This window comes from Paenibacillus sepulcri (assembly GCF_042647105.1).
Classification (GTDB): domain Bacteria; phylum Bacillota; class Bacilli; order Paenibacillales; family Paenibacillaceae; genus Paenibacillus_Z; species Paenibacillus_Z sepulcri.
In genome coordinates this window covers 6,532,060-6,558,308 of record NZ_JBHRUP010000001.1, presented here as the reverse complement: position 1 = coordinate 6,558,308, position 26,249 = coordinate 6,532,060, and the positions used below count along the sequence as shown (strand labels likewise).

The following is a 26,249-nucleotide window of genomic DNA, read 5'->3' as shown; positions in this document are numbered from 1 at the left end:
AACCAGGTCGATCTGCCAAAAAGGGGACAAGCGGACATGACAACCTATACAGGCAGCAATTATTTCAAGGACAGCCGTTTTCCGTTCTATATCGACCGCGCCGTCATTCGCAGGAATGAGCCGATTCCTTCCCACACGCATGATTTCGTCGAGCTGGTGTTTGTTGTTGAGGGGAGCGCCTTTCACGAAATGTCCGGTCATCAATACCGGCTGGCCACGGGGGATGTGTTCATTCTGGAGCCGAATGTATACCACAGCTATCTGGGATCGGCCGACGAGGATACCCTTGTCTATAATGTGCTGTTCGATACGGCTTTCCTCCAAAAGGAGCTCGAGGCGCTTCAGGAAATTCCCGCCTTTATCGATTTTTTCTATCTGATGCCCTTCCTGCGGAAAAGCCAGTCGTTCATCCCCTACCATCCGCTGCAGGCTGCGCAGAAGCTGCAGTTCCAGGGCCATCTGCAGACCATCTACGAGGAGTATGAGCAGGAGCGCGACGGCTCCCAGCTCATTATCAAGACACGCTGGATCGAATGCCTGGTCTGGCTCAGCCGGTATCATCAAGAGAACCGGAGCACAGAGCGCCATACGCTCAGCGACCGGGAGCGGATCCTGTCGATCCGCAATTTTGTCGAGCTGAATTACCGTCAGCCCCTGACCCTTATTCAGCTGAGCCGGATTTGCGGGATGAGCGTCTCCTCATTCACCGCCAAATTCAAGGAAGCCACCGGACAGAGCCTCATGGACTACAAGCATGAGGTTCAGATCCGCCATGCCTCCGCGCTTCTGCTCGATACGGACACCAAGGTGCTGGATATCGCGCTTGAAACCGGCTTCAACGATGTCAGCTTCTTCAATAAAATGTTCCGCAAGCATACAGGCGTCACGCCAAGAGAATACCGGCGTACGCATAAACAAAAATAACCCGATCCATGCCTGTTTTCATTCAGGTTGAATCGGGTTATGGCATATATAAGAAAAGCCGCCCCCGACTATGACGAGGGCGGCTTCTCGAATGACATCGTTTATTGGCCGGAATCGGCACTCCACAATGCAACGCGGTCCTGCACGTATTTCGTATATCCTTTTTCCATTTTCTCAACGCCCGCTTTGATCAGATCCTGCTGGTACGCCTCCCAGACTTTATCGAAGTTCTCCGGCTTCGCCAGGATCGCCTCCGGAACGCGCTTCCAGGTGATGTCCTTCATCTTGTTGCCGAGAACGGCTACTTCATCTTCGCCCGGGATCTGGATATTCCAGGCTGCACCGTACGCCTTCACCTTGAACTCGTCTTCTTTGGGGAATAGATCCTTCCAAATTGTAGCATCATACGCTTTGAGCGTTTCTTTCTCCACATCGCTGTAGCCGGTCGGGATCATCTCCGGATTGTTCTTGGTGTAGTAGTTGCCGGTTGAATCCTTCGCGCCGTCGCCATAGTGCACCATCATGTTCCAATAGAAGCCGATACCGGTTTCCTTCGTGAATGCCGTGTTGTCGTTATTGATCCGGTCCTGCACTTCCTGCGGCACGACGCGCTTGCCGTCCTCCATGACATAATGCTTGCCTTCAATCCCCCAGTTGTTGAGAATCTGGCCTTCATCGGATGCGAGGAAATCCAGGAACTTGATGATGCGCACCGGATCCTTCGCCGTACTTGAAATCGAGATCCCGTAGCCGCCCATGAAACCGGTTGGCCAGAAGGATGTTTCCTTGAAGTCCTCGCTCAGGGTCACCGGATAATGACCGTATGTCTGGTCCAACTTGCCGGCTGACTTCAGAGCCTGCTGGCCGTCGTTGTAATCCCAGTCCTGGTCGATCAAGCCGAGTACGCGGCCAGAAGCGACCTTGGCTTTGTACTGGTCATACTTTTGCACAAAGCTTTCCGGGTCAAGCAGCCCTTCGGCGTTCATATGGTTCAGCCAGCGGAAATATTCCTTTTCTTCCGGACGGCGGAAGTGGTACTTGGCTTCAAATGTGTCCTGATCGACCCAGTATTCGCCGTCATCGGATCCGCCGGTTGTGGCAACGGCCGGGTTGGTAACGGAGATTTGTATATGCCAGTCATCCGCATTCAGCGATACTCCGATGTTCTTGTTGCCATTCTCGTCCGTCGGATGCTTGGCCAGATAATCCTTGATCGCCTTCTCATAATCCTGTACGGTACGAATCTGCGGGTAACCCGCTTCCTTCACGACGCGATGCTGAAGCTCGAAGCCTCCACCGGCCACGAATCGCTGTTCATCAACGGCTGCCCAGGTCGGAATGGCGTAGATGGACTGATCCTCAGTCGTATATTTGGCCCGGCTGAGGTAAGGACCTAGCACTCTCTTGATATTGGGCGCATATTTGTTGATCAAGTCGGTCAGATCGATGACGCCGCCGGCATCGACGAGCTTGCCGATATCGCCTTTGGCCGAAATGATGTCCGGATATTGACCGCTTGCCGCCATGAGCGCAACCTTCTGGGCCGGATCGCCTACGGCAAATTCCGCATCGAGGGTAACGCCTGTTTTCTTCGTAATTTCCTTGGACACTTCATCCTGCATGTTGTTCCAGTTAGGATTGGGATCCTCGGCGAAAAAGCTGAATGTGACCGGGGACAAGTCTTCTGTTTCCGCACCGGCGTTCGTGCTCGTATTCGCCGTGCCGGTGTTGTTCGCAGCCTTGCTGTTCTCGCCATTATTGTTGCTGGAGCAGCCGGCCAGCAAGCCGACGGAGAGCGCGAATGTCATGAGTAGCGCCGCCGCTTTGGATCTTGTGTTCATCATGCGTAAAAACCCTCCCAATTTGTAGTAAAGAAATATCGTAATGAACAGATTATCTGTCTATACCGGTTTATCAGCTGCACTCAGCTCTTGACCGCGCCGAGCGTCATGCCTTTTACAAAGTACTTCTGCAGGAACGGATAGACGACCAGAATGGGAACGGTCACGACGATCGTAATGGCCATCTTCACCGATTCAGGCGAGATTTGGCGCATGACCTCGGTCATGTTGCGGCCGCGGAAGGAATCGGCGTTGGTCGTCGTGCTCTGCAGCACCTTCATCAGTTCAAACTGCAGGGTGGTCAAGTGTTCCTTCGAGCCGTTGAACAAATAGGTATCGAACCAGGAGTTCCATTGTCCCACCGCTAGGAACAGCGCAATCGTCGCCAGCGCCGGCTTGGTCAGCGGCAGGATGACACGCCAGAAGATCGTCCAGTCGTTCGCCCCGTCCAGCTTCGCCGACTCCTGCAGCGCATAAGGAATGCCATCGATGAAGGAACGGATGATGAAGACGTTGAATGCGCTCACAAGACCGGGAAGCACGTAGACGGCGAAGGTGCCGATCATATGCAGGTCGCGAATCAGAATGTAGAACGGAATCAGCCCGCCAGATATATACATCGTCATTGCGAGGAAAGCCGAGACGAATCTGCGTCCCTGAAAATCAATGCGGCTGATCGTAAAGGCCAGCATCGAAGCGCTCACAAGCCCCAGAATCGTCCCGATAACCGTTCGGAGAATGGAGATTTTCAGCCCGGTAATCAGCCCGCCAAAGGCAAAAATCGTCTCGTAGTTCTTCAGCGTAAACACCCGGGGATAAATGGTGAGTCCGCCGCGCACGCTGTCGGTGGAATCGTTAAGCGAAATCGCCAGCACATTCAGGAACGGATACAGCGTAACAATCGTAACGACCGCCAGAATGAGATAGACAAGCAGGTCAAAGGTTCTGTCCGGCCAGGATGCCCCGGAGGACCATTTGCGCGAAGCCATGCGGCATCCTCCTCCTAGAAAATACTTTCTTTGGTTACTTTTTTGAATATGCCGTTTGCGACAAGGAGCAGGATGATGCTGATCAGAGAGTTGAAAATATTGATCGCTGTTCCGAAGGAGAATCGCCCCATGCCAAGCCCGTAGTTCAGCGCGTAGAGGTCAAGCACCTGCGAATAGTCGCTGACAAGCGGATTGCCGAGCAGGAATTGCTTCTCGAAGCCGATGCTGACCAGGTGGCCGATGGAGATGATCAGCAGAATGATGATCGTAGAGCGGATGCCCGGAAGCGTAATATTCCATATCTGCTGGATCCGGTTCGCACCGTCCACCTTCGCCGCTTCATACAGCTCCGGCCCAATGCCGGCAATGGCGGCCAGATAGATGATCGTGTTCCAGCCCATCTCTTTCCAGACATCCGAGCCGGTTACGATATACCAGAACAAATTGCCCTTCGCCATATACTGGATCGGCTGATCGATGATGTTCAGGCTCATAAGCAGCCCGTTGACGGCGCCGTCGGTTGCCAGCATCTTCGTTACGATACCTGCGACGACGACCCAGGACACGAAATGCGGAAGGTACGAAACCGTTTGCACAAAACGCTTGACGGCCATCGCTTTCACTTCGTTCAGCACGATCGCGAAGATGATCGGTACCGTGAAGCCGGCGACCAGCCCCATCGTACTCATGGCCAGCGTGTTGCGGAGCACCTGGTAAAACTGGGGATCGTGAAATAGTTCCTTGAAGTACTGGAGCCCCACCCACTCCTGATCGAAGAAGCTTCGCCCCGGCTTGAATTTCTGGAATGCCATCGTCCAGCCCCACAGGGGCAGATAGCTGAACACGAATACCCATGCGATAAAAGGAAGCGACATGAGATACAGATACCGCTGCTGGAAAAAAACGCTCCAGAATCGTTTTCTGCCATGCTTCGCAGGGGCTTTCATTTCGGTTGTAACCGCTGCCATGTATTTCCCTCCTTGCTGTATGTCCTTATGATAATGGAAATGCGATGCCCGCAATACCCGACCAATTCAAGTGAAAATCATATAAAAATCAGCGCTTTGAACGTCCGTCAAGAAGAAACGGCTGAGGCCGTCCTTTTGGCGGCACAGTAAGTTTCTTCCCACAGAAATAGAAGCAAAGTATGGAGAAATTTTATACGTTCTTCTATTTAGAAAAAGACTGGCTGCGCATGCGGAAACGTCTTTCGATACTCGCAAGTGCTACAAGCATGTCTATCGCTTGTCACTTGTCGAGATCGCTGTTGTACCTCTGAATTTTTTTTTGGAACCCTTTATCTGATAAATTCGAGGTACAAAGGCGAACGCTTACGCTTCTACAGACTATTTCCACCTGCTTCGCCTACTTCTTGCGGTAGGCGGAAGGCGAAGAACCTTCGTACTTGCGGAATTTGCTGTGAAAATAATCGACGTTCGTATAGCCGACCTTCTCTGCCACCTGATAGACCTTCAAGCCGCTGTCAAGAAACTCTTTGGCCTTCTCGATCCTGACTTTGTCGAGGTAGGTATTAAAGTATTCGCCTGTTACATTTTTGAACAGCTTGCCCAGGTAAGCACTGTTATAATTGAATACCTCAGCGAGCGTTTCGAGCTTCAGGTTCTCATGGTAATTCCGCTGGATCAGGTCGATCATTTTCCTCATCTGCTTGTCAATCCCTCCGCCTGGCTGCTCGTTAATGAGCGTTTGCAGATAGCCGGTTACATGCCGCACAAGCGAGCTGCAGGTCATCTGCCGGTAGATATCGAGAATACCTGCGGAATGGTCCTGACTCACGGACGGATTGGCGGAATGATTCCGTGCGAGTTTGGCGAGCGTCTCCGTAATGATCTGGACAAAGCCGGATTTGATCTTGGGCTCCGGGCATCCGGCGGCAAGCATTCGGTCTGCTGCTTCTGAAACCAGCTGGGCTACGGACATACGGTTGCCCACATCGATCGCGAAATAGATTTTATCGGCGACAGCGGAATAGTCAGGCATCGGCTCGTTATCGGAACCGTCTGATGCCGGGAGGCTGGCTGGGATATCTCCGGGAGCTGCAATCCGATCCTCAGCGTAATAAAAGCGCTGGTTCATGAGCCGCATAACCTCCCCGCAGGAGGCGCCAATGTCCGTCAGACTCCTTACGCAGCCGCCAGAGGCAGCGGTAAATTCCATACTCTGCCGCGCCGCGACTGCAGCGATTTCAGTGTGAATATGATGACGTGGATCCTCATTATGCAGATCACCATTCAGCAGCAGACCCACATACGGCTCCATGGAAAAGACGACGCCTCTGCCCGATTGTTCATACAATTCGCATAACCGGCTTTTCAGAAGCGCGGAAGCCCCTGGTTCAGTCTCCTGCTCCACTGCTTGAAACTTGATCAATATAATCTCATAGCAATCCCACAGCAAGCCTGCAGCCAGTATCTCTTCCTCGCTATAAGCGTTAACCGGCGAGTCTCCCGGCGCAAGCAGGGATTGCACGATTAATTCTCTGGACAAGCCGCTGAACGCGGCCGTCTTCTGTTTGTCCTGTTTTTCCCGTTCGAGCGTCGTCCGGAGCACCTCCAAATACTCGATCAGCTCATCCTCATCGACAGGCTTTAACATGTAACCATCAATCTGCAGGGAGATGGCTTTCTTGGCATAATCGAAGTCGGCGTAGCCGCTTAGAATAAGGACATGAAGGGTGGAGCCGTTCTTCCGGAGCGCCTCAACCAGCTCCAGACCGCTCATCCCCGGCATCCGGATATCGGCAATAATCAGATCAGGCGAATGATGGGCAGCCTTCCGGAGCGCCTCTTGGCCGTTTGCAGCGGTATCCACGACCTCATAACCGTACAGCTCCCATTCAATAAGCGTCCGCAGCCCTTCACGAATCGTAGGCTCATCGTCAGCTATCAGCACTTTGTACATGTCTACCGCCTCCTGTCGGAATTGTAAAACTAATCTTCGTCCCGCTATCCGGGCTGCTTGTGATCACAAGTCCATGCTCTCTCCCGTAAGAGAGCTGAAGTCGCATATGCACATTCCGCAGACCGATCCGGTTATTCGCTTCGTCCTCCTGCTCCTCAAGGGAGCGCAGCACAAAATCAAGCCTCTGTTTATCCATTCCCTCCCCGTTATCCGACACTTCGATACGCATCCATTTATCCATCAGCTCAGCCTTGATTCGCACATATCCGCCCTCCTGCTTGTTTTCCAGTCCATGGATGACAGCGTTCTCAACAAGCGGCTGGATAATGAGCGGGAGAATATGCAGCTGCTCTGTCAAAGGATCGATTACAAGCTCATAGCCCAGCCGGCTCTCATAGCGGAATTTCTGAATATCCAGATAGCAGCGGACGACCTCGATTTCGCTTCGCAAAGTCACTTCTTTGCTTCCCGCCTCCAGATTCTTCCTCATCATCCTCCCGAGCAGCCTGACGACCTTGGCTATCTCCTTCTCACCCTTGATATGGGCTTTCATCCGGATCGACTCCAGGGCGTTGAAGAGAAAATGCGGATTAATCTGGCTCGCCAGCATTTTGAATTTGATTTCATTCTGTCTGGTAACAAGCTGGGTCTTCTGCAGATTGGATTCCTGAACCTCGGCGAGCAGGACGTTAATACTCCCGACCATCGCATTGAACTGCCTGGACAGCTGGCCGATCTCATCCTTGCCGTCGATCGCAAGCGTCACATCGAGATTTCCCGTAGCCACCTTCGTAATATGCTTGCTTAAACGCAGCATGCGCTTGGAGAGAAGATTGGAGAAGCCATAGATCAGGACAATGGCAACAATCAGGCTGATGAAAATAACAATGGTCGCCAGAATGATAATCTGGTTGGCATCCTTCACGATGGTTTTGACCGAAAATACCGACAAAATCCGGATACCATTCAAGCTGGAAAGGGGAATAAGCGTCTCAATCCGGATTTTGGACGATTGTTCATTGACCACTGCATTATAAGTGCCGCTTTGCTTGTTCACGATACTCGGGTCAAAATCGATCTCCGACAGACCCTTGCCTACCCGGCCCGGCCGGTTGGACGAAATAATATTGTTGTTCTCATCAACAATCATGGTCTCGAAGGTTTCCTGGTTCAGAATCGCATCGAGCATCCGGGAGTTGACGTTGATGACCAGCACGGCGCTGCTCATCTCGTCGCGGAAATCAATCTTGCGGATCAGGCTCAAATATTTCTTGCCGTCCCGTTCATCCTCGATATAATTCCAGCCAATCAGGCCGCTGCTGCTCATGGCGGATTGATACCAGCCGGAATTAATAATGGACTCGCTGGGTTGAATAAACTCCCAATTATCCAGCAGCGTAGGATTGTCCAGATAGATGCGGATGTTGGAAATTTCCTTGTACAGGCTGATATATTCCTTGATATCGGGATAATCCTTATAGGCCTTGACCACGTCATAGACCGTCTCATATTCCGTAGCGGCCAGACGGGCCAACCGGCTGTCATTGGAAAGACGGTAAGAAATATCATAAGCGGCGTTAATCACCTCCGAGGTCCGCTTCTTGACCCGGTCCACATTCACAGCTGTTTGCTCCAGCGCATTATCCAGCGCCTGATGCCGCAGCTCATTGGTCAGGAACAACCCGACAATCATGACGGGGATGAATACCACAACAATGAAGGAGAGGATCAGCTTCGTTCTCAGCTTTAAATCGTTAATTCCGCGGATGATGATCCGAAACACTGGGCCTGGCTCCTTTCTTCTTTGGTAGCTGTACATGATGTGTTTCCGCGTGCTTTCGCCACTTTATCACCGGCCTTCTTGTGGAAGCGCTTTAGCAATAAACGCTTTCTTCATTTTAAACGAGTGGAGTTTGATAAAAACCATTAAAAATTTTCCATTTTTTCAGTTCATAATTAGACATTTTCCCTGCCCGCGCAAAGAACCCCCTCACCTCACAGACAGCTTCCATGTGAGATAAGGGGGTATCTACCGTTTACAGCTGGCGCCACTGGCTTATTGAATCGTAAGTTTGAAGCTCACCTTCGGCGATCCGGCAGGAATGGATACGGTGTTTCCGTCGATCGAAATTCCTGAATGCCCCTCAGCCGAAACGATGGCTGCTCCCCCTTGCAGGGAGAAGCGGAACGGTTTGCCGCTGCCTTCGGCATCAACCTGTATGGTTGTTCCCTGACGGCCTGCGCTTACGCCAAGCTCCGGCTCGCCCTTGATGCTGCGGACCACGGTGCTTGCCGTATGCCCATCCTCCAGATTATACAAGGAAAGCTCGACCCCGTCCGCAAAATCATAGTCCGGACGCCGGTCATTGGCCCCCAGCGCAACGATGGAATTCTGGCGCACAAACAGCGGCAGGCTGAAGAAATTGTAGTTTTCCTTCCGCCAAGAGCCGCCTAGTACAGTCTCTCCGGTAAGCAGATGGGTCCAGGTGCCTTGCGGCAGATAATAGGAAACATCGCCTTGTTCATGGAACACCGGCGCGACCAGAATGGAATCGCCGAGCATATATTGGCGGTCCAGCGTTTCCGTTGCCGGATCCTCCGGAAATTCAAGCACCATCGCCCGCATGGAGGGGAGGCCCAGCTCCGCAGCTTGTCCGGCTGTGTTGAACAGATAAGGCATCAGGCGGCATTTCAGCTTCGTGAAGAAACGCGTCACATCGACTGCCTCTTCATCGTAGGCCCAAGGCACCCGGTACGATTTGCTGCCATGCAAGCGGCTGTGGCTTGACAATAAGCCGAAGGCCAGCCAGCGCTTGAAGATATGATGCGGCGCCGTATTCTCGAAGCCGCCGATATCATGGCTCCAGAAGCCGAAGCCCGACATTCCGAGCGACAGGCCGCCGCGCAGACTCTCTGCCATGGATTCATAATCCGCATAGCAGTCCCCGCCCCAGTGAACAGGGAATTTCTGTCCGCCAACCGTTGCCGAGCGGGCGAATACCGCCGCTTCCTGTTTGCCGAGCTTGTTCTCCAGCACTTCGAAGACCACTTTATTGTACAGGTAGGTATAGTAATTATGCATTTTAACGGGATCCGACCCGTCATGGTACACGACGTCTGTCGGGATTCTTTCGCCGAAGTCGGTCTTGAAGCTGTCTACGCCCATATCGACCAGCTCTTCCAGATAAGCGGCATACCATTTGCAGGCTGCAGGGTTTGTAAAGTCGACAAGAGCCATGCCCGGCTGCCACATATCCCACTGCCACACGTCGCCATTTGCTTTTTTCACCAGGTAGCCGTTCTGCCTGCCTTCTTCAAAGAGCCGGGAACGCTGGGCGATATAGGGATTGATCCATACGCATATTTTAAGTCCTTTCTCTCTCAGCCGCTTCAGCATCCCCACCGGATCGGGGAATACCCGCTCATCCCATTTGAAATCCGTCCAGTGGAATTCGCGCATCCAGAAGCAATCGAAGTGGAAGACATGAAGCGGCAGATCGCGTTCGGCCATTCCCTCGACAAAGCTGTTCACCGTCGCCTCGTCATAGTTCGTCGTGAAGGAGGTCGTCAGCCACAGGCCGAACGTCCAGGCCGGAGGAAGCGCCGGTTTTCCGGTCAAATCAGTATATTTGCCAAGAACGTCCTTGATCGTTGGCCCGTCAATTACGAAATACTCCAGCGACTCGCCGGTCACGCTGAACTGTACCTTCTTGACCTTCTCGGACGCGACCTCGAAAGAGACCAGCTCCGGATGATTGACGAACACTCCATAACCTTTGCTCGACACATAGAAAGGAATGTTCTTATAGGATTGCTCCGAGCTGGTACCGCCGTCCTTGTTCCAGATGTCGACGATTTGACCGTTTTTCACAAACGGCGTGAAGCGCTCGCCAAGTCCGTATACATATTCCCCTACGCCCAAATCCAGCTCCTCGCGCATGAACGCCTGCTTGGCCGGATCCGTAATATAGGCCATCGACTTCTGCCTGGTCCCTGTAATGCGCTGCGAGCCTCTATAGAAATCTACACCCCATTCGGGGCCCTTGCTGATCCGTACCGTAAGTCCGCCGCTCTTCAGCAGCACGGCCTCGTCGTTCTCCTCGATCGTCACATGCGCGCCGGTCTGCTCCGACAGCTCGAATACCGGACCGCGGTCCACAACTCCCTCATGATGGATCAGCTTGACTCCGACTACCCCCGGAAGCGGGGAATGAAAACGTACCGTCAGCAGCATCGTATCGAGCATGCTGGAACGGTTCACGATCGGCCGCGGGGACACATAAGCGGTCAGTCTGTTATCCTCCTGGTCGATTGCATGCGCTTGCACAGCGCCAAGCACCTGATACCCCTCGCGAATCATCCAATTGCCGTCTGTAAATTTCACCTTAAGTCTCATTCCTTTCAAGGGTCATTGAATTTACACTTTAAAATCCTGCATAGTCGCATTATACTGATATTAAATAGACAAAACTAATAGAATCACGACTTTTTATAACACAATTACGACATTATCATGCGCATATAGACTCAAAACTAATCCAAAGATCCCATTTTCCGTCAAGGAGCTGTTTGCTATGGATCAAATCATACGGCCTCTGCTCAAGGAGAACCGGCTGCACGGCGATACGATGCTGCCTCTGGGTGTATATGAGAACCAGTACATGCCCGGCGGAAAAGGCTTTGACTGCCATTGGCATGAGGAAACGGAGTTTCTCCTGGTGCTGGAGGGCGAGGTGCTGTTCCAGGTGGACACCGAGTATTTTACGGTGAAGGCCGGCGAGGCCGTGTTTATCGATGGCGGAGACATTCATGCCGCATTGGACGTACTCGGCGATACGCCATGCCGGATGACCGCCATTGTTTTTGACGCCGGGTGGCTGGAAAGCGGCAGCTTCGATGCCGTTCAGAAGGATTATATTTCCCCGCTGCTGGAACGCAAAAAAACCTTCCCCCGCCGGATTCTTCCTGCATCCGGTTGGGAGAAAGGTCTGCTTATCCATCTCCATACGATTATTCACGCTTATCACAAAAAGCAGCCCGGATTTGAAATCCGGATCAAGGCGCTGCTGATGCTGATGCTCGGCGAGCTGTCCGGGGAGGAAGGCCGGGCATGCGACCGCAGCGAGGCCCTCCATTCCGATGCCACCCGTGTCGACCGTCTGAAGACTGTTATCGTCTACATGCATAATCATTACCATCGTGCGATCCGCCTGCGCGAGCTGGCTGACCAGATCCCGATGAGCGAAGGCCAGTTCAACCGCTTCTTCAAGTCCATGACGCGCTCGACGCCGATTGAGTATTTGAATGCCTACCGGATCAGGAAGGCCGGTGAATACTTGTCCGCTTCCGATAAGAAGATCTCCGCCATTGCGATGGATGTCGGCTTTGACAATCTCAGCTACTTCATCAAGGTCTTCCGGCAAACCATGAGGTGTACGCCCTCAGAATTCCGCAAAAAGCACGGTTTACGACCGGAGCAGTCCGGATAAAGGATTCGCCAGCCGCTTGACTTCCTCGTTCAGCCCCATCATCCGCTGGTCCAGACTGGCAATCATATGAGCGGTATCCTTCAGCTGTTCACGGATCGACTCCGGCATATCCTCATGGAATTGATAATAAATTTTATGCTCCAGACTGGCCCAAAAATCCATGGCCACCGTACGGAGCTGGATTTCCACATTCACATGCTCGATGCGGTCGGACAAAAATACCGGGATCTGGATAATAACATGCAGACTCTGATAGCCGTTGGGCTTGGGGTTCTGGATATAATCCTTGACCTCCAGAACCTGAACGTCGCTTTGCCTGCTGATCATTTCATACACATGGTAGACATCGGCCGAGAAGGAACAGGTCACTCTGACCCCGGCGATATCCCGGATATGGGCAATCGCATTCGCTGTCGTCACTTCCAGACCCTTGCGGAGCAGCTTCTCGGAGATGCTCTCTGGCGTTTTGATCCGGGTTTTCAAATGCTCGATCGGGTTATAATGCTGCACAAATTGCAGTTCCTCATTCAATATTGTCAGCTTGGTTTCCACTTCGTCCAAGGCGAATTTATAATTCATGAGCAGCCTTGCCCATTCCATTACCATTTTCTTCTCCATCATGATGATCAAGCTCCTGTCTGCTTCCTGTTCTTTTTTTATAATATAGGCGACAGCAATCGTGTGCAGGATTCCTTAAACCGTTGAAACAACGGCCTTTTCTTGTACTCCTCGTAGGTCAGTTCCCTGCTGTCGAGCATATCTGCTTCGAAAATCTCCTTCAACCGGGTTGCCGTGCCCGTGTCATAGATAACGGCGTTGACTTCAAAATTGAGCTTGAAGCTGCGGATATCCACATTCGCCGTGCCGACCGAGGCTATATTGCCGTCCACGACAATCGTCTTGGCATGCATAAATCCCTTCTCATAAAGATAACATTTCATCCCCTGCTCCATCAAATCGCCAAGGTAAGAGAAGGAGGCCAGATAGACCATTTTGTGATCCGGCTTGCTGGGAATCATCATTCGGACGTCAATGCCTGACAGAACCGCCATTTTGAGTGCGTCCAGCAGGCTTTCATCGGGAATGAAATACGGCGTTTGGATATAAATGCTTTTCCTCGCGGAATTGATCATCTTGATATACGCGTTCTTGATCTGCTCCAACGTCTGATTGGGGCCGCTCGATACAATCTGGATGCCGACGGTTCCGCATGCCTCCGCCTCTTTAAACATACCGGGCTCGGATCCGGTGACGATATAGGGGGAAGCCAGATTCCAGTCCAGCAAAAATTGCGACTGCATCTGCTGAACGGAATTGCCTATCAACCGCAGATGAGTATCCCGCCAGAAGCCGAAGCGCTGGTCAATACCCAAATATTCGTCGCCAATATTGAATCCCCCGATGTACCCGATGACGCCGTCAATGATTACAAGCTTCCGGTGATTGCGGTAATTCACCCGGAAGTTCAAATAGGGGATCTTGGACGGGAAAAAACGCCGAGACCTGGCCCCCCGCCTGCTTCAGCTCGTCGAAGAAATGCCGCGGGAGATGGTAGCTTCCGATATCGTCATACAAGAAACGGACCTGAACGCCCTCTTTGGCTTTGCGGGTGAGGGCTTCCGCCATGCGCCTGGCAAGAGCGTCGTTCTGTACGATGTAATACATCATATGGATGCTCTCGCGGGCTTGTTCGATTTCTTTGAACAGGCACTCGAATTTATCGGTTCCGTTCGTGAAGATATCCACGCTGTTGTTCTGCGAATACAGCGCATAGCCGCTGGACAGGTTCATGAAGATCATACCCCGGTAATCCGCCATTGCGGGATCGGTGAATGTGATATGATTTTCCCGGAAATCCTTGCGCTGGTTCTCAATCAGAGCCGCCATCATGATACGGCTGCGCCTGTTGATATTGTAAAGCTTCTGCTTGCTGAGGTTCTGACCGAACAATAAATAGACGGCGAAACCGACCACCGGCAAGAACAGCAGGACCATCAGCCACGCCCAGGTCACCCCGATATTGCGGCGTTCCAGGAATATGACCGTAATGGCAAGAGGTATATTAAGCATGGTAATTATTGTATATAAATGTGTATATATGAACATCCGCGTCTATTCCACCTCTGCCGTCGCTAATCTTTTTTAGTTTACAATAAAAGCAGCCTTATTCCAATGTTGGTTCCACCTGGCGCATCGCGTCAAGCCGGAAGAAACGGCTGAAGCCGTCTTTAGGGCAAAGTTGATTTCCTCCCTTATAAGGTGTGAACCCTGTGAATGCTGTAAAGGCGAACAAAATAAGGGAGCAGCTGATCGAATCCGCCGCTCCCTTATTTAAACAAGAAGTTTCAGGTTTGAAGCAAGGGCAAGCAAGAAGAAGCGGCTTCGCCGTCTTTTGTGGGCAAAGTCAGTTTCTTCCTCAAAAATATCAGAAAAGCAGAAGCCGCAATTTATACTTTCTGACTGATATTTAAAAAAAGAATTATCCCGCGTTCTTCGCACTGCGGTAGGCTTCGATGTATTGGCCTGCGCGGCTTGCGATCAGATCATAATTACCGCTTTTCACCGCTTCGCTTGTGAGATCCGAGCCGATTCCGACGGCCACCGCGCCTGCTTTGATCCAGTCGCCCAGATTGTCAAGCGATACGCCGCCTGTCGGCATGATATTCGCTTGCGGAACCGGACCTTTGATCGCCTTGATCATGGCCGGCGAGTAGAGGTTGCCCGGGAACAGCTTGACGATATCCACGCCCAGCTCCAGTGCCTCCTGGATCTCCTTGATGGTCATGCAGCCGGGCATAACCGGTACACGGTAGCGGTTGCATAAGGTAACCGTAGCCGGATTCAGCGATGGCCCTACCACAAATTCGGCGCCGCTCAGAATGGCAGCCCTTGCGGTTTCCGGGTCAAGCGCCGTGCCCACCCCGATAATCGCGAATTTCGACGGGTCCTTCGTATCGCTGGAATACGACATTGCCAGCTTCTCAATCGCCTTCAGCGCGAACGGCACTGTCATCGTGATTTCAATGACCTTGATGCCGCCGGCAATGCATTGATTCGCCATTTCGATGACTTCGTCAGGGGATTCGCCTCTAAGTACGGCGACGACACCTTCTTGCGCTACTTGCTGCAAAAGCTTGATTTTTTTCATCATCACTCATCCGATCTGTATGTATTTGGAATCTGTCAGCCTATGCATCCATCTCTGTTTCTTATCCTAGCGGAAGAAGGACATTTTGGCAATTCACTTACGTCCCACGACATCGACGGATTCCTGGGGATTGAAGCAGCTTATTAGAACATTGGCTCAGCCCTTGTTCCTGAATTTCAGCGGTGTGACGCCGACGACTTTCTTGAACAGCTGGATGAAATAAGAAACGTTCGGCAAGCCAACCTCGCTGCCAATCCGGTCGATGGGCAGTGACGTGGTTTGCAGCAAACGGCAGGCCTGCTTGATTCTTCTGGCTGTCAAATAATCCGTTATGTTGCTGCCGGTTTCCTGTCTGAACACACGGGAAACGTAATACTTGGAGAGATGCAGCTGCCCGGCCAACTGCTCCAGATCGAATTCCTCCGCATAGCTGTTCTCCAGCCGCTGCATTACCGCTTCTGAATATTTGAGCGGTCTTGGTGCGATGTTCATGAATGCTTCATCCGGACTGCCGCTGCCGGCCGCCTGAATGCAGGACAGCAGCTGCAGCATCAGCAGCGTGATCTCTTCCTCATGCTCTCCTTTCCCGATCCTGTGCGCTCTCTCGTAAAAATCGCAAATACCGCTCATATATTCAAAATTCCCGGTCAAATCATACGCCTGGATGTTGGTCTGCCCCTGCCACAACAGATTGAACAGGCTTTGGCGTTCGGGGAATACCTGCAGCCCCGCCGATATCCGAACCGGATCAAAATGCATAATCGAGCGGACATAAGGACGCTCTGCGCTCACGTTCGCATACACCTTGTGAAGCTGAAAGGGCTGGAAGAAAAACAGCATGCCCCGCTTGATTTCATAGGTCTGTTGTTCCACGATTACGGTTCCCTGGCCTTCATGGACAAACAGCATTTCACAGCATTGATGCCAATGATAAAACCCGCGAAAATTGCTGTCCGAGTAGGATTTATGACCCCACAGCAAAGACATGCCATTCAGTGAAACAGGCTCGAATAATAAATTCATTTTCTCCTCCGGGAATGACAATTTAACAACATTTAGATGTATTGTACCATTAACATTCCCGAAAAACAGCAGCCTCCCGACCTGTGAAACGGCCGGGAGGTGATTTTCAATCCATAATAGTGGTTCTTACTGATGGAAGAACTGCCAAGCAGCCAGCTGCCCGCGGATGAATTACTATCCTTTTGTCTGGAGCTTGGCGAACAAATCCTTGAAAACCGGATCGCGATGAATATGGTTCACATAACGGATGAGATGCCTTGACGAATCCATGCCCCACCGGAAATCCTCCGAAATATGGGGACTTGGAACAAGCGAGCTTGGCGTCCAGTTCTCATTATTCATGAAGGCCACGGTGGAAATATCCCAGATGACCCTTGACGAGCCTTTATGATCCGTTATGCAATCCCGATAGACTTCATATAAATAATGGCCGATTTCACCTTGGTCCTTCACATAATCCCGTATTTCCGAGAGAGTGGTCAGCAGATGGGTTGTTACGCCCATGCACGGAATCAATACCAGCGGCACGCCGCAGTCCATGATCGTCCGTGAGGCATGAATATCCTGAAATAAATTAAACTCCCTGGTATCGTTCCACTGAAAAGAATGCCCTCCCAGCCATACCACAACGATTTTGCGGATGATCTCCGGCTCCATCAGGATGGCTGAGGCGACGTTAGTAATTGCGCCGATCGAAAGCACATAGAGGGGATCGTCCTCCGATGAAGCCATGGCGCGCTCTACGAGATTGCGGGCGGCCTCGCTCTCCACCGGCGTATCCGGTCCGGATAAGTAACGATCCGATCCGGGATAAGCCGGGATCCCGCTGTTCATCAAGCCCAGAATTTTCGTTAATTCCTTGTAGCTTTTCTCCATGCCGTCCTTCGGGCCATCGGACAGCTCATTGTGGAAGGGCGCTGCGTAAAACGCTTCCATTTTTAGACGTTCCGGAGACAACAACGCATAAACAACCGCGAACTGATCATCGATTTCATTATACGTATCCGTATCGAGGACAGCTCTTACTGTCCGCTTGGGCGGTTCCAGACGGCGAACCCGCTCTTCATTCGTAAGCATTGGAAATAACAAAGGCATGGATGGACTTACCTCCCGGAGATATTGTCGGACATTTCGTGAATCCCGCTTTATTAAGATAGCATGACCCGTAAATCTTTTCTATCGGGAATGGCGATCAAAGCGCAGATCCCCCGCTGACAGGCTTGTTGTTCTCACGGCTTGCCAGCATAGAGTATCAAGAATGAATGAACGGGCAGCAGATTATTTCCCTTCAACGGGTGTTCCCCTGCTGTACAGGGAGAGCAGAATAATCGTAATCACCAGAGCTCCCGCCCCGAAGCATAATAAAATCAGCGAGTCCATCCTCACCAGTCCGTAATCGCCGGTTGATATGATATTGCGGAATCCGTCAACCGTGTATGATACCGGCAGAAAAGCATGAATGCGCTGCAGGATTTGCGGTCCCAGCTCGACAGGAAACGTTCCCGAGGTAGCCGTCAGCTGGAGCACGAGCAGAATGACGGCCACGAATCTCCCCACATTATCACCCGCGGTCACCAGCAGCTGAATCAATGCCATAAACACGAAGCTCGCCAGCAGCCCGAAAAGCACAAAGTACGGCTGGTTCAGCGGGTGCAGTCCGACTGCATGGATGATAATCAGGCTCATCAGCAGCACCTGAACGATAGAAACAACCGCGAGAAAGCTGTATTTGGTCAAGCCCCAGATAAATCCCGAAGGCGCAGGAGAAGCCGGCGTCCGCAGAGGGAAAACCGTACTGAGCAGCAGCGCTCCCACATAAAGGCTGATGGAGAGAAAAAAAGGCGCCATGCCTGTCCCGTAATTGGGCAGCTTGTTAATTGATTCCTCCTTCAGCCTGACGGGATTCGCCATCATTTCATACAGCGGCTGCGAGGCATGAAGCCGGCTTAATTGATCCGCGCCTTCGCTTAAGGAAGAGCCGAGCTGGCTGCTGCCCTCTATCAGTTTGGCTTCTCCTTCAGAGAGCTTCTCAAGTCCGCCAATCAGTCCGTCCCACCCTTCCCGGATCTCATGAATGCCTGCCGATACAGATTGCGCTCCCTTGCTCAAATCAGACGCCCCTTTGGAAAGCTCCCTGAGCTTTCCGCTGATTTGAGCGGCTCCCGCTGCCAGCTGCCCCTCTTTGCTGCTTAGCTCCGCAACACCCGTATTCAGGCTCTTCAAGCCTTTCACCAGCGGATCAAGCCCAGCCGATGTTTTCGCTGCTGCTGCGGACAGCTTGACCATGTTCTCATCAGCGGCCAGATCAGGATGCCCGCTGATGAACTGCTTCAGCAGCGTATTGATCCCCTGCATCCCCGAAGCAAGCTGTCCCGCGGCTTGTTCCAGCTTCTTGCCCCCTGCCGCGGCCGTGGACAAGCCCTTGCCGAAGGGCGCCATGCCCCTGGCAATTTCCGCTGCTCCTGTCTGCAGCTGCCGGGAGGCTGCTGCGAGCTTCGAAGCTGCTTCCTTCAGGCTGGCTCCGCCTTCATCCAGCTTGCTGACCGCATCCTGCTGTCCCTTGACACTGCCGAGCAGCTGCGAGGTGCCGGCAGACAGCTGCTTCAGGCCGTCGCCAAGATCGGCTGCTCCTCCGCTCGCCTGCTGCAGCCCGTTCTTCAGCTGCTCAAGCTGCTGAAATATCGTTGCAGCATAGTTTTCGCTCAGCTGATTCGACAGCTCGAGGCGAATTTTCTCCACGCCGGACTGGCCGATTTTGAATACGGAGTAATTAAGCCCTTCATTGCTTACCACTGTGAGCTCGAGGGGAGTGGGCTGATTGGCCGTCAGCGTCGTAGCCCGCTTCGAGAAATCCTCCGGGATCATAATACTGAAATAATAATCATTGCTGCGCAGCCCCTGCTCGGCCTGCTCCCGGCTGATGAATGCCCAGTCGAAAGCATGATCCTTCTTCAGCTCATCGGTCAAATCATTGCCGATCGCATAGGTTTTGCCTTCATAATCGACGGGATGGTCTTCATTGACGACGGCAACCGGAATTTTCTCAATATGGGCGTAAGGGTCCCAGAACGCCCACAAATACATCCCGCTGTACAGCACGGGAATGAACATGACGCCGATAAGCGACACACACAGCATGGGCGATCTGAGAACGGATTTCCACTCCGAAATGAACCAGGCGAGATTGCTTTTCATAGGATTCTCCTTTTGGATGCTGAATCGGCATAAAGGGGCAAGCCATCCTATTATTCACAATCCTGGTTTCTCTTATTACGCGGCGGCTGGTCCGGGTATCAGATCATCAGGCGAACTCCTCTTCCTCGAAGAAGGAGGCTTCGCGGAAGTTGCTGAACATCCGCAATTTATTGGCCATGCCGTGCGTGATCTCCCCTTTCTCGTATAGACTCTGAATTTCATCGCGTTCGGTCTGAATCGCCATGATGTGAATCCCCTTCACATCCAGAGCCGACTGATGCGTTTTCTTCCGACCATGCATGCCGCTGTTCAAACGCTCAATCATCTCATGATAGTGGGAGATGACCGCAAGTGCAGCTGACTTATTATTTTTATCCGTTATTTCTTCAACAGCGGCGACAGCGGCTTCGGCAGCCTGCTTTTTGACTTCTGTCAATGTCCGGATATCCTCGTCCGTGAGCGCTTCTTTTGTATGTCCCATGAGCTTTACGATCAGTTTTCTTGCGACGACAACCGTCAGCACTGCCGCATATTTAACCCGGTTGGTAAGCATCAACTCCGTTTGGTTAAGCATGAATTGAACACGCCGCACGGCTCCCGGATAGATTTCCCCCTGTTCGAAAAGCCGCTTCACGGTTTGCCGCTCCGCCGCAAGCGCATAAAGATGGAGACGCTTGGTCATTGCGCGGACCTCAGCCCCTTCTTTGGTGCTCGACCCTTCCGAGCGGATATGCAGAAGCTGTCTGCGGTAATCCGTAATAACGGTCATCGCCGCCGCCTTATTATCCTCCTGCATGGATTCCTTGATGGCGCTGACAGCCGCGTTCATAATTTGAATTTTGGCTTGCTTCAACCGCTCTTCCTGGCTCTGCTGCCCCTTCTGCTGCGGCGTCTTCTCCATAGGGATCAGCGGCAGTATGAAGCTCGCGACAATCAGGGTGAACAAGATAACGCCTGCGCTTAAGAAAATAATGAGCGACCGCTCGGGAAACAGCGTTCCATCGTCAAGAAACAGCGGGATCGAGAATGCGCCTGCAAGTGTAATCGCGCCGCGGACGCCGGACAAGGAGGTTAACAAGGCAGCCTTGAACCTACGGCCATTTTGCTCGCGGTTAACCAGCGCACTGAACAGATAAACCCACAGAAAACGAAGCACGATCAAGGTAAGGGAAATGACGACAATATAGCCCATAACCTGAACATTATTAAAGGCTTTATCCTTGAAAATCGCAGCGAGCACGCTTGGTATTTGCAGACCCAGAATAACAAAAACCAGCCCGTTCAGGATAAACAGAATAACCGACCAGGTGCTGGCCGATACGAACTGCAGCTTCATCGTCAGCGACTCCGAGCGGTCCCTCTCAATCGCGTGGACAATTCCCCCCGCCACAACCGCCAGCACACCCGACACATGAATTTCTTCGGCAATCAGATAGATCGCGAAAGGGGTCAGGATCTGGAGGAGCATATGCATGGTGATATCTTCAATCCCGTAACGGCGCAGAAATACCCGAAAACGGATAATGAGAAAAGCCGCCGCAGCACCGCACAGCAGTCCCCCAAGCGCGATCAGCAGGAAGCTTGCGGCGGCTTCCCCCAGGGAGAACGAGCCCGTAACCATGGCGGCAATGGCGAATTTGAAAGCAACCAGCCCTGAAGCGTCATTCATCAGCGCCTCTCCCTCAAGCAGCCGCATAATACTTTTGGGCAGCTTGATCCGTCCGGAAATCGCGCTGACGGATACCGCATCCGTCGGAGACAAAATCGCTGCAAGCGCATAGGCTGCCGGCATCGGAATGGACGGGATCAGCCAGTGAATGACATGCCCGCCCGCCAGCATCGTGGCAAACACGAGCCCCAGCGCAAGCAGCAGGATGGGAGCCCGCATATTCCACAGTTCATCGCGCGGTATCCGTTTGCCGTCATTGAATAAGAGCGGTGCGACAAACAGCACGAAGAACAGGTCAGGGCTCAGCGGTATCTCGAATCCGAAAGGGATGACCGCAACTATCATGCCAAGCGCGATCTGAATTAATGGAACCGGGATGAAGAAGACCAAGCGGTTGATCATATTGGATAAAGCGATCAGACCCAGCAAAAACAAGACAAGCAGAAAAATCTCCATAAGCGAAATCGTCCTTCCCGCCTTCAGCCCGGCAGTAAATAGGTAATGATAGCATTTGCCCTCTATCCCAAATTAAACAAAAATAGCGCAAAATAAGCTGGGCGTTGCCTATTATTTGGCTGCGGTCGTCTATATTCGGAAGTCCGGCGAGAAACGTTTGGCTGACTATGCGTGAGACGATCTTCCGATTTATGCACGGTACAAAGTTGTACGCATGTGTTTCTTTCGATGTTTGGCCCCTCCGCTCCCGCTCCCGTTAATCACTGGAGGCCCGGAATGGCAAAAACTCCGGCCGCAGGAACAGCGGCCGGAGTTTAATATGCTGAAAGCGTAAAGGATAACGCACGCCCCTTCAGGCGCGCGTCTTAAGGGGGGAATGACTGTGGTCAGACCATATGAATTTTATATGAGAGTCAGAGAACCTTTCTCCGGGGTTTTGACGATTTGAACCTCGCCGGTGAGTCCTTCGGGAATCAAGATATCCAGTTCGACATCCTCCGGAGCGGAAACGCTCAGCTTCATGAGATTTCCTTCCACATGCCATTCAACTTCAATCCGTCCGCCCTGCGGCAGAGGGACTTTGCCTTTGGCCCAGCTTAAGCCGCATGGCTGGGGCGCGATTGCCGCGCGGCGCCAGCCGTCCTCCACCCGCTTCACGCCGAGGATGCTTTCGCCGAGGAAGTAACCGGGAGCCGCCGACCAGGCATGGCAGTGGCTGCGTGTCAGCATATCGGCTGAAGCGCGGTTTTCGGCAAAGTTCGGATACATCTCCCAGCAGGTCGTAGCGCCATGCTCGATCATTTGGCCATAGTTGGCGCGGATATCCTCCAGCATCAGCCCGTAATGCCCCGCCTGCGCCAGCGCTTCGTAATAGAAGAAGGACATGAACGGACTGCCGATCTGAACGAAAGACTTCGGCGGCTGCACGAGATAAGCTGCAACCCGTTCCTTCCGCTCGCCTTCGGCGATGCGGCACAGAGAGGCGACGACTTGGGTCTGCATGCTGAAGATATCCGAGCGTCTTCCGTCCGTATGAATACAATCCAGATAGGCCTGCTGCACCTCATCCCACAGCTGTTCGTTAATCGCCGCAAGAAGCGAATCCGCCGCACCCGGGAATGCGGAGCCTGCTTCACCCGCCGCTGCCGCAAGCCCGTCCGCTTTGCGCAGGGTCTTATAGAGAAACATATTCTGATGGGTGACGATGCCTTCGTCCGGTTGATCCATAGGAGCCCAGTCCAGCAGGTTCCAGCCCTTGATATTCAGCAATCCCGAATCGTCGATGTGGGTCAAATAATGCTCCAGCGTATGGCGCACAGCCGGCCAAATCTCAGCTGCGTATGCACGGTCTCCCGTATGCTCGACATACTCCGCGCAGGCGATCGCCCAGAAGAAGGTCCAGTTCGGGATAACGCTATTCCATGCGCTTGGCACCTGATCGAGATAAAGCGGCGTAATGTCGGCTGAGCCGGGCACCAGATTCAGGCAGCGCTTGACGATATCCAGGCTTCCGTAGACATAGAAATTGACCAGCGCCTCATTGCGGCTGTCTCCCACCCAGAATACCTGCTCATATGCGGGACAATCCACGAAGGTGTCTTCCATGCACAGCCGCGTCGTATGGCGGCTGATTTCCCAAATCTGGTTCAGCAGCGGATCGGAGCTTTGGAATGCGCCCGCTTCCGTTACCGGATAGTTGCTCTGATTGACATATATATCATACAGTTTAACCGGCTTGGCGGCTCCCCTCACGGTTAGAATCAGATACCGGAAGCCCCGGCGTACCGGCGACAAATACTGCTGGCGGCCTTCCCGGCAAATATACCGGATCGTGTTATCCAGTCCATAGGTATGCTGACGGTAATCGCCGTTCATATATTCCAGTCCGTAGAGATCGATGACGGCGCCTTCCTCCGCCTCCACCTCAAAGCCGATAAACCCTGACCATTCCCTGCCGAAATCGATCACAAGCTCGCTGTCGTATCCATCTGCGGATACAGGAACAAGACCCGGCTCCGGCGAAGCGATAATACCCTGCTCCAGCTGTGCCGTCACATTGCCGCGGATGACGTCTGTCCGCCACATATTGGCTCCAAGGACATCCTGCTCGTTGTAATAGGCGGCAGGCAGCGGCCTGATCCAATCCCGGAAGGCATCCATATCCTTCTTATTCCTGATTCCGGCGGCAGCCTGATACTGCGGCTGCCCCAGATCCAGGCGGCGGATGCCCTTATACGTCACATTGACGACCGTATCGAACGGACCGATCATGGCAAAAGGAGTCTCCCCGGCGCTCCCGCCGCTGATCGGCGAGCGGAGCTCGAAGAATTCGGCGCTGTCCACCGCGATGTGATAGCTGCCGCCATGATCGCTTGCGGAGATATCGATCAGCAGCAGATGCTCGCCCGCATCCAGCTGCAAATCGCTGAATCTCTCGGGCAGTACGCCATACCAGTCCCCGCAGCGGATGCCGTCCACAAAAACATTCTCCGTGCGCAGACCGCCGGCAAAGCCAAGCGTGACCTTGGCGCTTCGCTCCAGGGTCAGAAGCGTCGCCAGATAGCCGCTGTAGGCCGAATTGTCGGCATGATCCACCGTGCCGGGCATAAATGCGGCCCTCAGATCAAACGCGCCTGTCCAGGCGGGCGTCTTCACCCATTGGAACGATTCGATCCGTGATGGCATCATCTTCTCTTCCGTCAGAAACGGAATATCCCGCGGCACAAGCGTTTTCCACGGACCGCTGCCGACCCCGCCGATGGAATGGACAGAGGCCCAGTCCGTATCGTCGAAGCCGTTCTGGTTCCAGCTCTCATCCCATTTGCGGGCATCGTAAATATCGGCAAACCCCTGCTGGCATGCCATCCGGGGAGAGCGGGGATCCTGCGCCTCCAGCCGCGAGGTCTTCCATGAGTCATCCGTCGCCACGATCAATCCGCCTGCACCGTCTGTCCGCCTGCTCCCGAGCTCGGCAATCAAGCCGCCGCGCCCTCTGATATAATAAAAATTGGCTACGCCAAAATGCATAACGAGCACGGCAATCGTATTGGACCTGCCGGCTTTGAGCAGATGACCGACCTCATAAGTGTCATAAAACTGTTCCTTGGGCCATGAGCGGACAGGTCCGCGGCCAACCTGGGTACCGTTAATATACAGCACATACCGGGAATCGGCGCTGATGCGCAGCTCCGTCTCACCGGGATTTTCCGGGACCTCGAAATTGCGGCGGAAGCAGCGCCATTCATTGCGCGGGCTCTCCTCCTCCCCTCCCCATATCCACTGGGCAGACCATTCCTTGCTCATCCTTCTCCCAACCTTTCCTATGCAAGCTGCCAAGAATCCCGGTCAAAAAGTTTAACCGCTCTTACGAAAAACATCTTTCTCCCGCTCCGGCGATATCCATCTCCGGTCTTTATGGAAGCTCGTCATTCCTCTCGTCCATTGTAAGCGATTGAATCAGAATAAATACGGTTGTTCCTGCCATATTCACGGGGGTATAATGACATGAGAACTTAAAAACAGGCCGAGCTTATCTATTACTTCCCTTGAGGAGTGACTCGCATATGGTGCAAACCCCGATTGATTTGACGCCGTGGACCTTATTTGAGGAGGATGCCCTGCCCTTCTTCTTCAACCGCGTGAGCGAGTCGTTCCGGCTGCAGCTGCATCAGCATGACTTTATGGAGCTGGCATACATCGATGAAGGCTCGGGCTTTCATTATGTGGAGGAAGATGTCATGCAGGTTGCCAAGAACGACCTGTTCATCCTCCCTATTGGAGTCTCGCATGTGTTCCGCCCCACAAGCCCGCAGCCGAACCACCCGCTTATCGTGTACAACTGCATATTCAGGCCGGAGCGTCTGGCGGAGGAGCTCGCTTCTTTTCCCGGTATCGGTTCGCTGGCCGCTGCCATGCAGCTGCTGCGGATTCAACCCGGCGGCGGCTCAATATGGCATCGGCTCCGGGATCATGACGGGCAGATTGGAGCCTGGTTCCAGCTGGCTTATCGCGAATATATGCAGCGCAGACCGGGATATATCGCCAGGCTGTACAGCCTGTTTCTTGAGCTGGCCGTCATGCTGGAGCGTCATCTTCAGGGAGAAGGCCATTCGGCTGACCTCGCCAGGGGGATGAACGATTCTCTGAATATGGCCGTACAGTATATGGATCTTCATTTTGCGGAACCTCTCACCGCCCGTCAGCTGGCAGAGGCCTGCAGAATGAGCGAAAGGCATTTTCACCGGCTGTTCAAAAGCCAGCTGGGCTGCACCTTCACGAGCTATGTCCAGAATAAAAGGATCGAGAAAAGCTGCAGTCTGCTGGCCCATACCAGACAAAGCATCCAGGAAATCGTCCAGCAGGTCGGCTACCAGGACATGAAATATTTTCTGATCATTTTCAAAAAGAAAACAGGCTTCACTCCCAGTGAATATCGGCGTTTGAATGCCCTTCAACCGCGTTCAGCTTCTGCTGGAAACGGCTGAACGGACAGCCAAGGGACAGCTCACCGCCGCAATTGTTGCGGCTTCCGCTCCGAACCCGGTCAAGCACCCGGACAGACGACCGGAATCACCGCCAACTGTAACTTGAGCT

Annotated in this window: 17 protein-coding genes and 1 pseudogene; 4 read left to right on the top strand and 14 right to left on the bottom strand. The window is 52.9% G+C overall.

Annotated features, from left to right (window positions below; translation table 11 throughout):
* Positions 1-36 precede the first annotated feature (36 nt).
* Positions 37-924 carry an AraC family transcriptional regulator gene (locus ACFOLF_RS28505; RefSeq protein ID WP_210037365.1) on the top strand — a complete coding sequence of 296 codons (888 nt, stop codon included), beginning with the start codon at positions 37-39 and terminating at the stop codon, positions 922-924.
* A 101-nt stretch (positions 925-1,025) separates the two neighbouring features.
* Here ACFOLF_RS28505 and ACFOLF_RS28500 read toward each other — a convergent pair whose 3' ends face one another.
* The 6 genes from ACFOLF_RS28500 to yicI all read right to left on the bottom strand — a co-directional run bounded on the left by ACFOLF_RS28500 (position 1,026) and on the right by yicI (position 11,060).
* Complete coding sequence (locus ACFOLF_RS28500; protein WP_210037638.1) at positions 1,026-2,765, bottom strand: ABC transporter substrate-binding protein; 1,740 nt, start codon at positions 2,763-2,765, stop codon at positions 1,026-1,028.
* Positions 2,766-2,848: 83 nt separating this feature from the next.
* On the bottom strand, positions 2,849-3,754 hold the full coding sequence (locus ACFOLF_RS28495; protein ID WP_210037364.1) for a carbohydrate ABC transporter permease: 906 nt from the start codon (positions 3,752-3,754) through the stop codon (positions 2,849-2,851).
* Between the two features lie 14 nt (positions 3,755-3,768).
* Positions 3,769-4,722, bottom strand: a complete 954-nt coding sequence (locus ACFOLF_RS28490; protein WP_210037363.1) for an ABC transporter permease — start codon at positions 4,720-4,722, stop codon at positions 3,769-3,771.
* Positions 4,723-5,119: 397 nt separating this feature from the next.
* A complete protein-coding gene (locus tag ACFOLF_RS28485) occupies positions 5,120-6,676 on the bottom strand; it encodes a response regulator transcription factor (RefSeq protein ID WP_210037362.1) in 1,557 nt (518 codons plus the stop codon).
* Positions 6,654-8,459, bottom strand: coding sequence for a sensor histidine kinase (locus ACFOLF_RS28480; protein ID WP_379112837.1), 1,806 nt, complete (start codon positions 8,457-8,459; stop codon positions 6,654-6,656). Before ACFOLF_RS28480 ends, ACFOLF_RS28485 begins: the two co-directional genes overlap by 23 nt.
* Before the next feature lie 273 nt (positions 8,460-8,732).
* Positions 8,733-11,060, bottom strand: a complete 2,328-nt coding sequence (gene yicI, locus ACFOLF_RS28475) for an alpha-xylosidase (RefSeq protein ID WP_210037360.1) — start codon at positions 11,058-11,060, stop codon at positions 8,733-8,735.
* A gap of 190 nt (positions 11,061-11,250) precedes the next feature.
* Here yicI and ACFOLF_RS28470 point away from each other — a divergent pair, with 190 nt between their 5' ends.
* The gene (locus tag ACFOLF_RS28470) at positions 11,251-12,165 is read left to right on the top strand and encodes an AraC family transcriptional regulator (RefSeq protein ID WP_210037359.1); all 915 of its coding nucleotides are present in this window, start codon (positions 11,251-11,253) and stop codon (positions 12,163-12,165) included.
* On the opposite strand, the gene ACFOLF_RS28465 is transcribed toward ACFOLF_RS28470, so the two are convergent.
* Complete coding sequence (locus ACFOLF_RS28465; protein WP_379112840.1) at positions 12,142-12,786, bottom strand: GTP pyrophosphokinase; 645 nt, start codon at positions 12,784-12,786, stop codon at positions 12,142-12,144. The genes ACFOLF_RS28470 and ACFOLF_RS28465 overlap by 24 nt on opposite strands.
* 35 nt (positions 12,787-12,821) lie before the next feature.
* A pseudogene (cls, locus tag ACFOLF_RS28460) lies at positions 12,822-14,271 on the bottom strand (cardiolipin synthase).
* A gap of 164 nt (positions 14,272-14,435) precedes the next feature.
* Between cls and ACFOLF_RS28455 the strand changes: the two are divergent.
* Positions 14,436-14,636, top strand: a complete 201-nt coding sequence (locus tag ACFOLF_RS28455) for a hypothetical protein (RefSeq protein ID WP_210037357.1) — start codon at positions 14,436-14,438, stop codon at positions 14,634-14,636.
* A gap of 8 nt (positions 14,637-14,644) precedes the next feature.
* Here ACFOLF_RS28455 and ACFOLF_RS28450 read toward each other — a convergent pair whose 3' ends face one another.
* From ACFOLF_RS28450 to ACFOLF_RS28425, 6 genes are all read right to left on the bottom strand, one after another.
* A complete protein-coding gene (locus tag ACFOLF_RS28450) occupies positions 14,645-15,313 on the bottom strand; it encodes a bifunctional 2-keto-4-hydroxyglutarate aldolase/2-keto-3-deoxy-6-phosphogluconate aldolase (RefSeq protein WP_210037636.1) in 669 nt (222 codons plus the stop codon).
* 156 nt (positions 15,314-15,469) lie between these two features.
* Positions 15,470-16,336, bottom strand: a complete 867-nt coding sequence (locus ACFOLF_RS28445; protein WP_210037356.1) for an AraC family transcriptional regulator — start codon at positions 16,334-16,336, stop codon at positions 15,470-15,472.
* A 174-nt stretch (positions 16,337-16,510) separates the two neighbouring features.
* Positions 16,511-17,431 carry a nucleoside hydrolase gene (locus tag ACFOLF_RS28440; RefSeq protein WP_210037355.1) on the bottom strand — a complete coding sequence of 307 codons (921 nt, stop codon included), beginning with the start codon at positions 17,429-17,431 and terminating at the stop codon, positions 16,511-16,513.
* 183 nt (positions 17,432-17,614) lie between these two features.
* The gene (locus tag ACFOLF_RS28435) at positions 17,615-19,531 is read right to left on the bottom strand and encodes a YhgE/Pip family protein (protein ID WP_210037354.1); all 1,917 of its coding nucleotides are present in this window, start codon (positions 19,529-19,531) and stop codon (positions 17,615-17,617) included.
* Positions 19,532-19,637: 106 nt separating this feature from the next.
* A complete protein-coding gene (locus ACFOLF_RS28430; RefSeq protein ID WP_210037353.1) occupies positions 19,638-21,656 on the bottom strand; it encodes a Na+/H+ antiporter in 2,019 nt (672 codons plus the stop codon).
* 402 nt (positions 21,657-22,058) lie between these two features.
* Positions 22,059-24,959, bottom strand: a complete 2,901-nt coding sequence (locus ACFOLF_RS28425; RefSeq protein ID WP_210037352.1) for a family 78 glycoside hydrolase catalytic domain — start codon at positions 24,957-24,959, stop codon at positions 22,059-22,061.
* 260 nt (positions 24,960-25,219) lie between these two features.
* Between ACFOLF_RS28425 and ACFOLF_RS28420 the strand changes: the two genes are divergently transcribed.
* Positions 25,220-26,140 (top strand): AraC family transcriptional regulator, encoded by a 921-nt coding sequence (locus ACFOLF_RS28420; protein WP_210037351.1) that lies wholly within the window; start codon positions 25,220-25,222, stop codon positions 26,138-26,140.
* Positions 26,141-26,249: the final 109 nt, after the last annotated feature.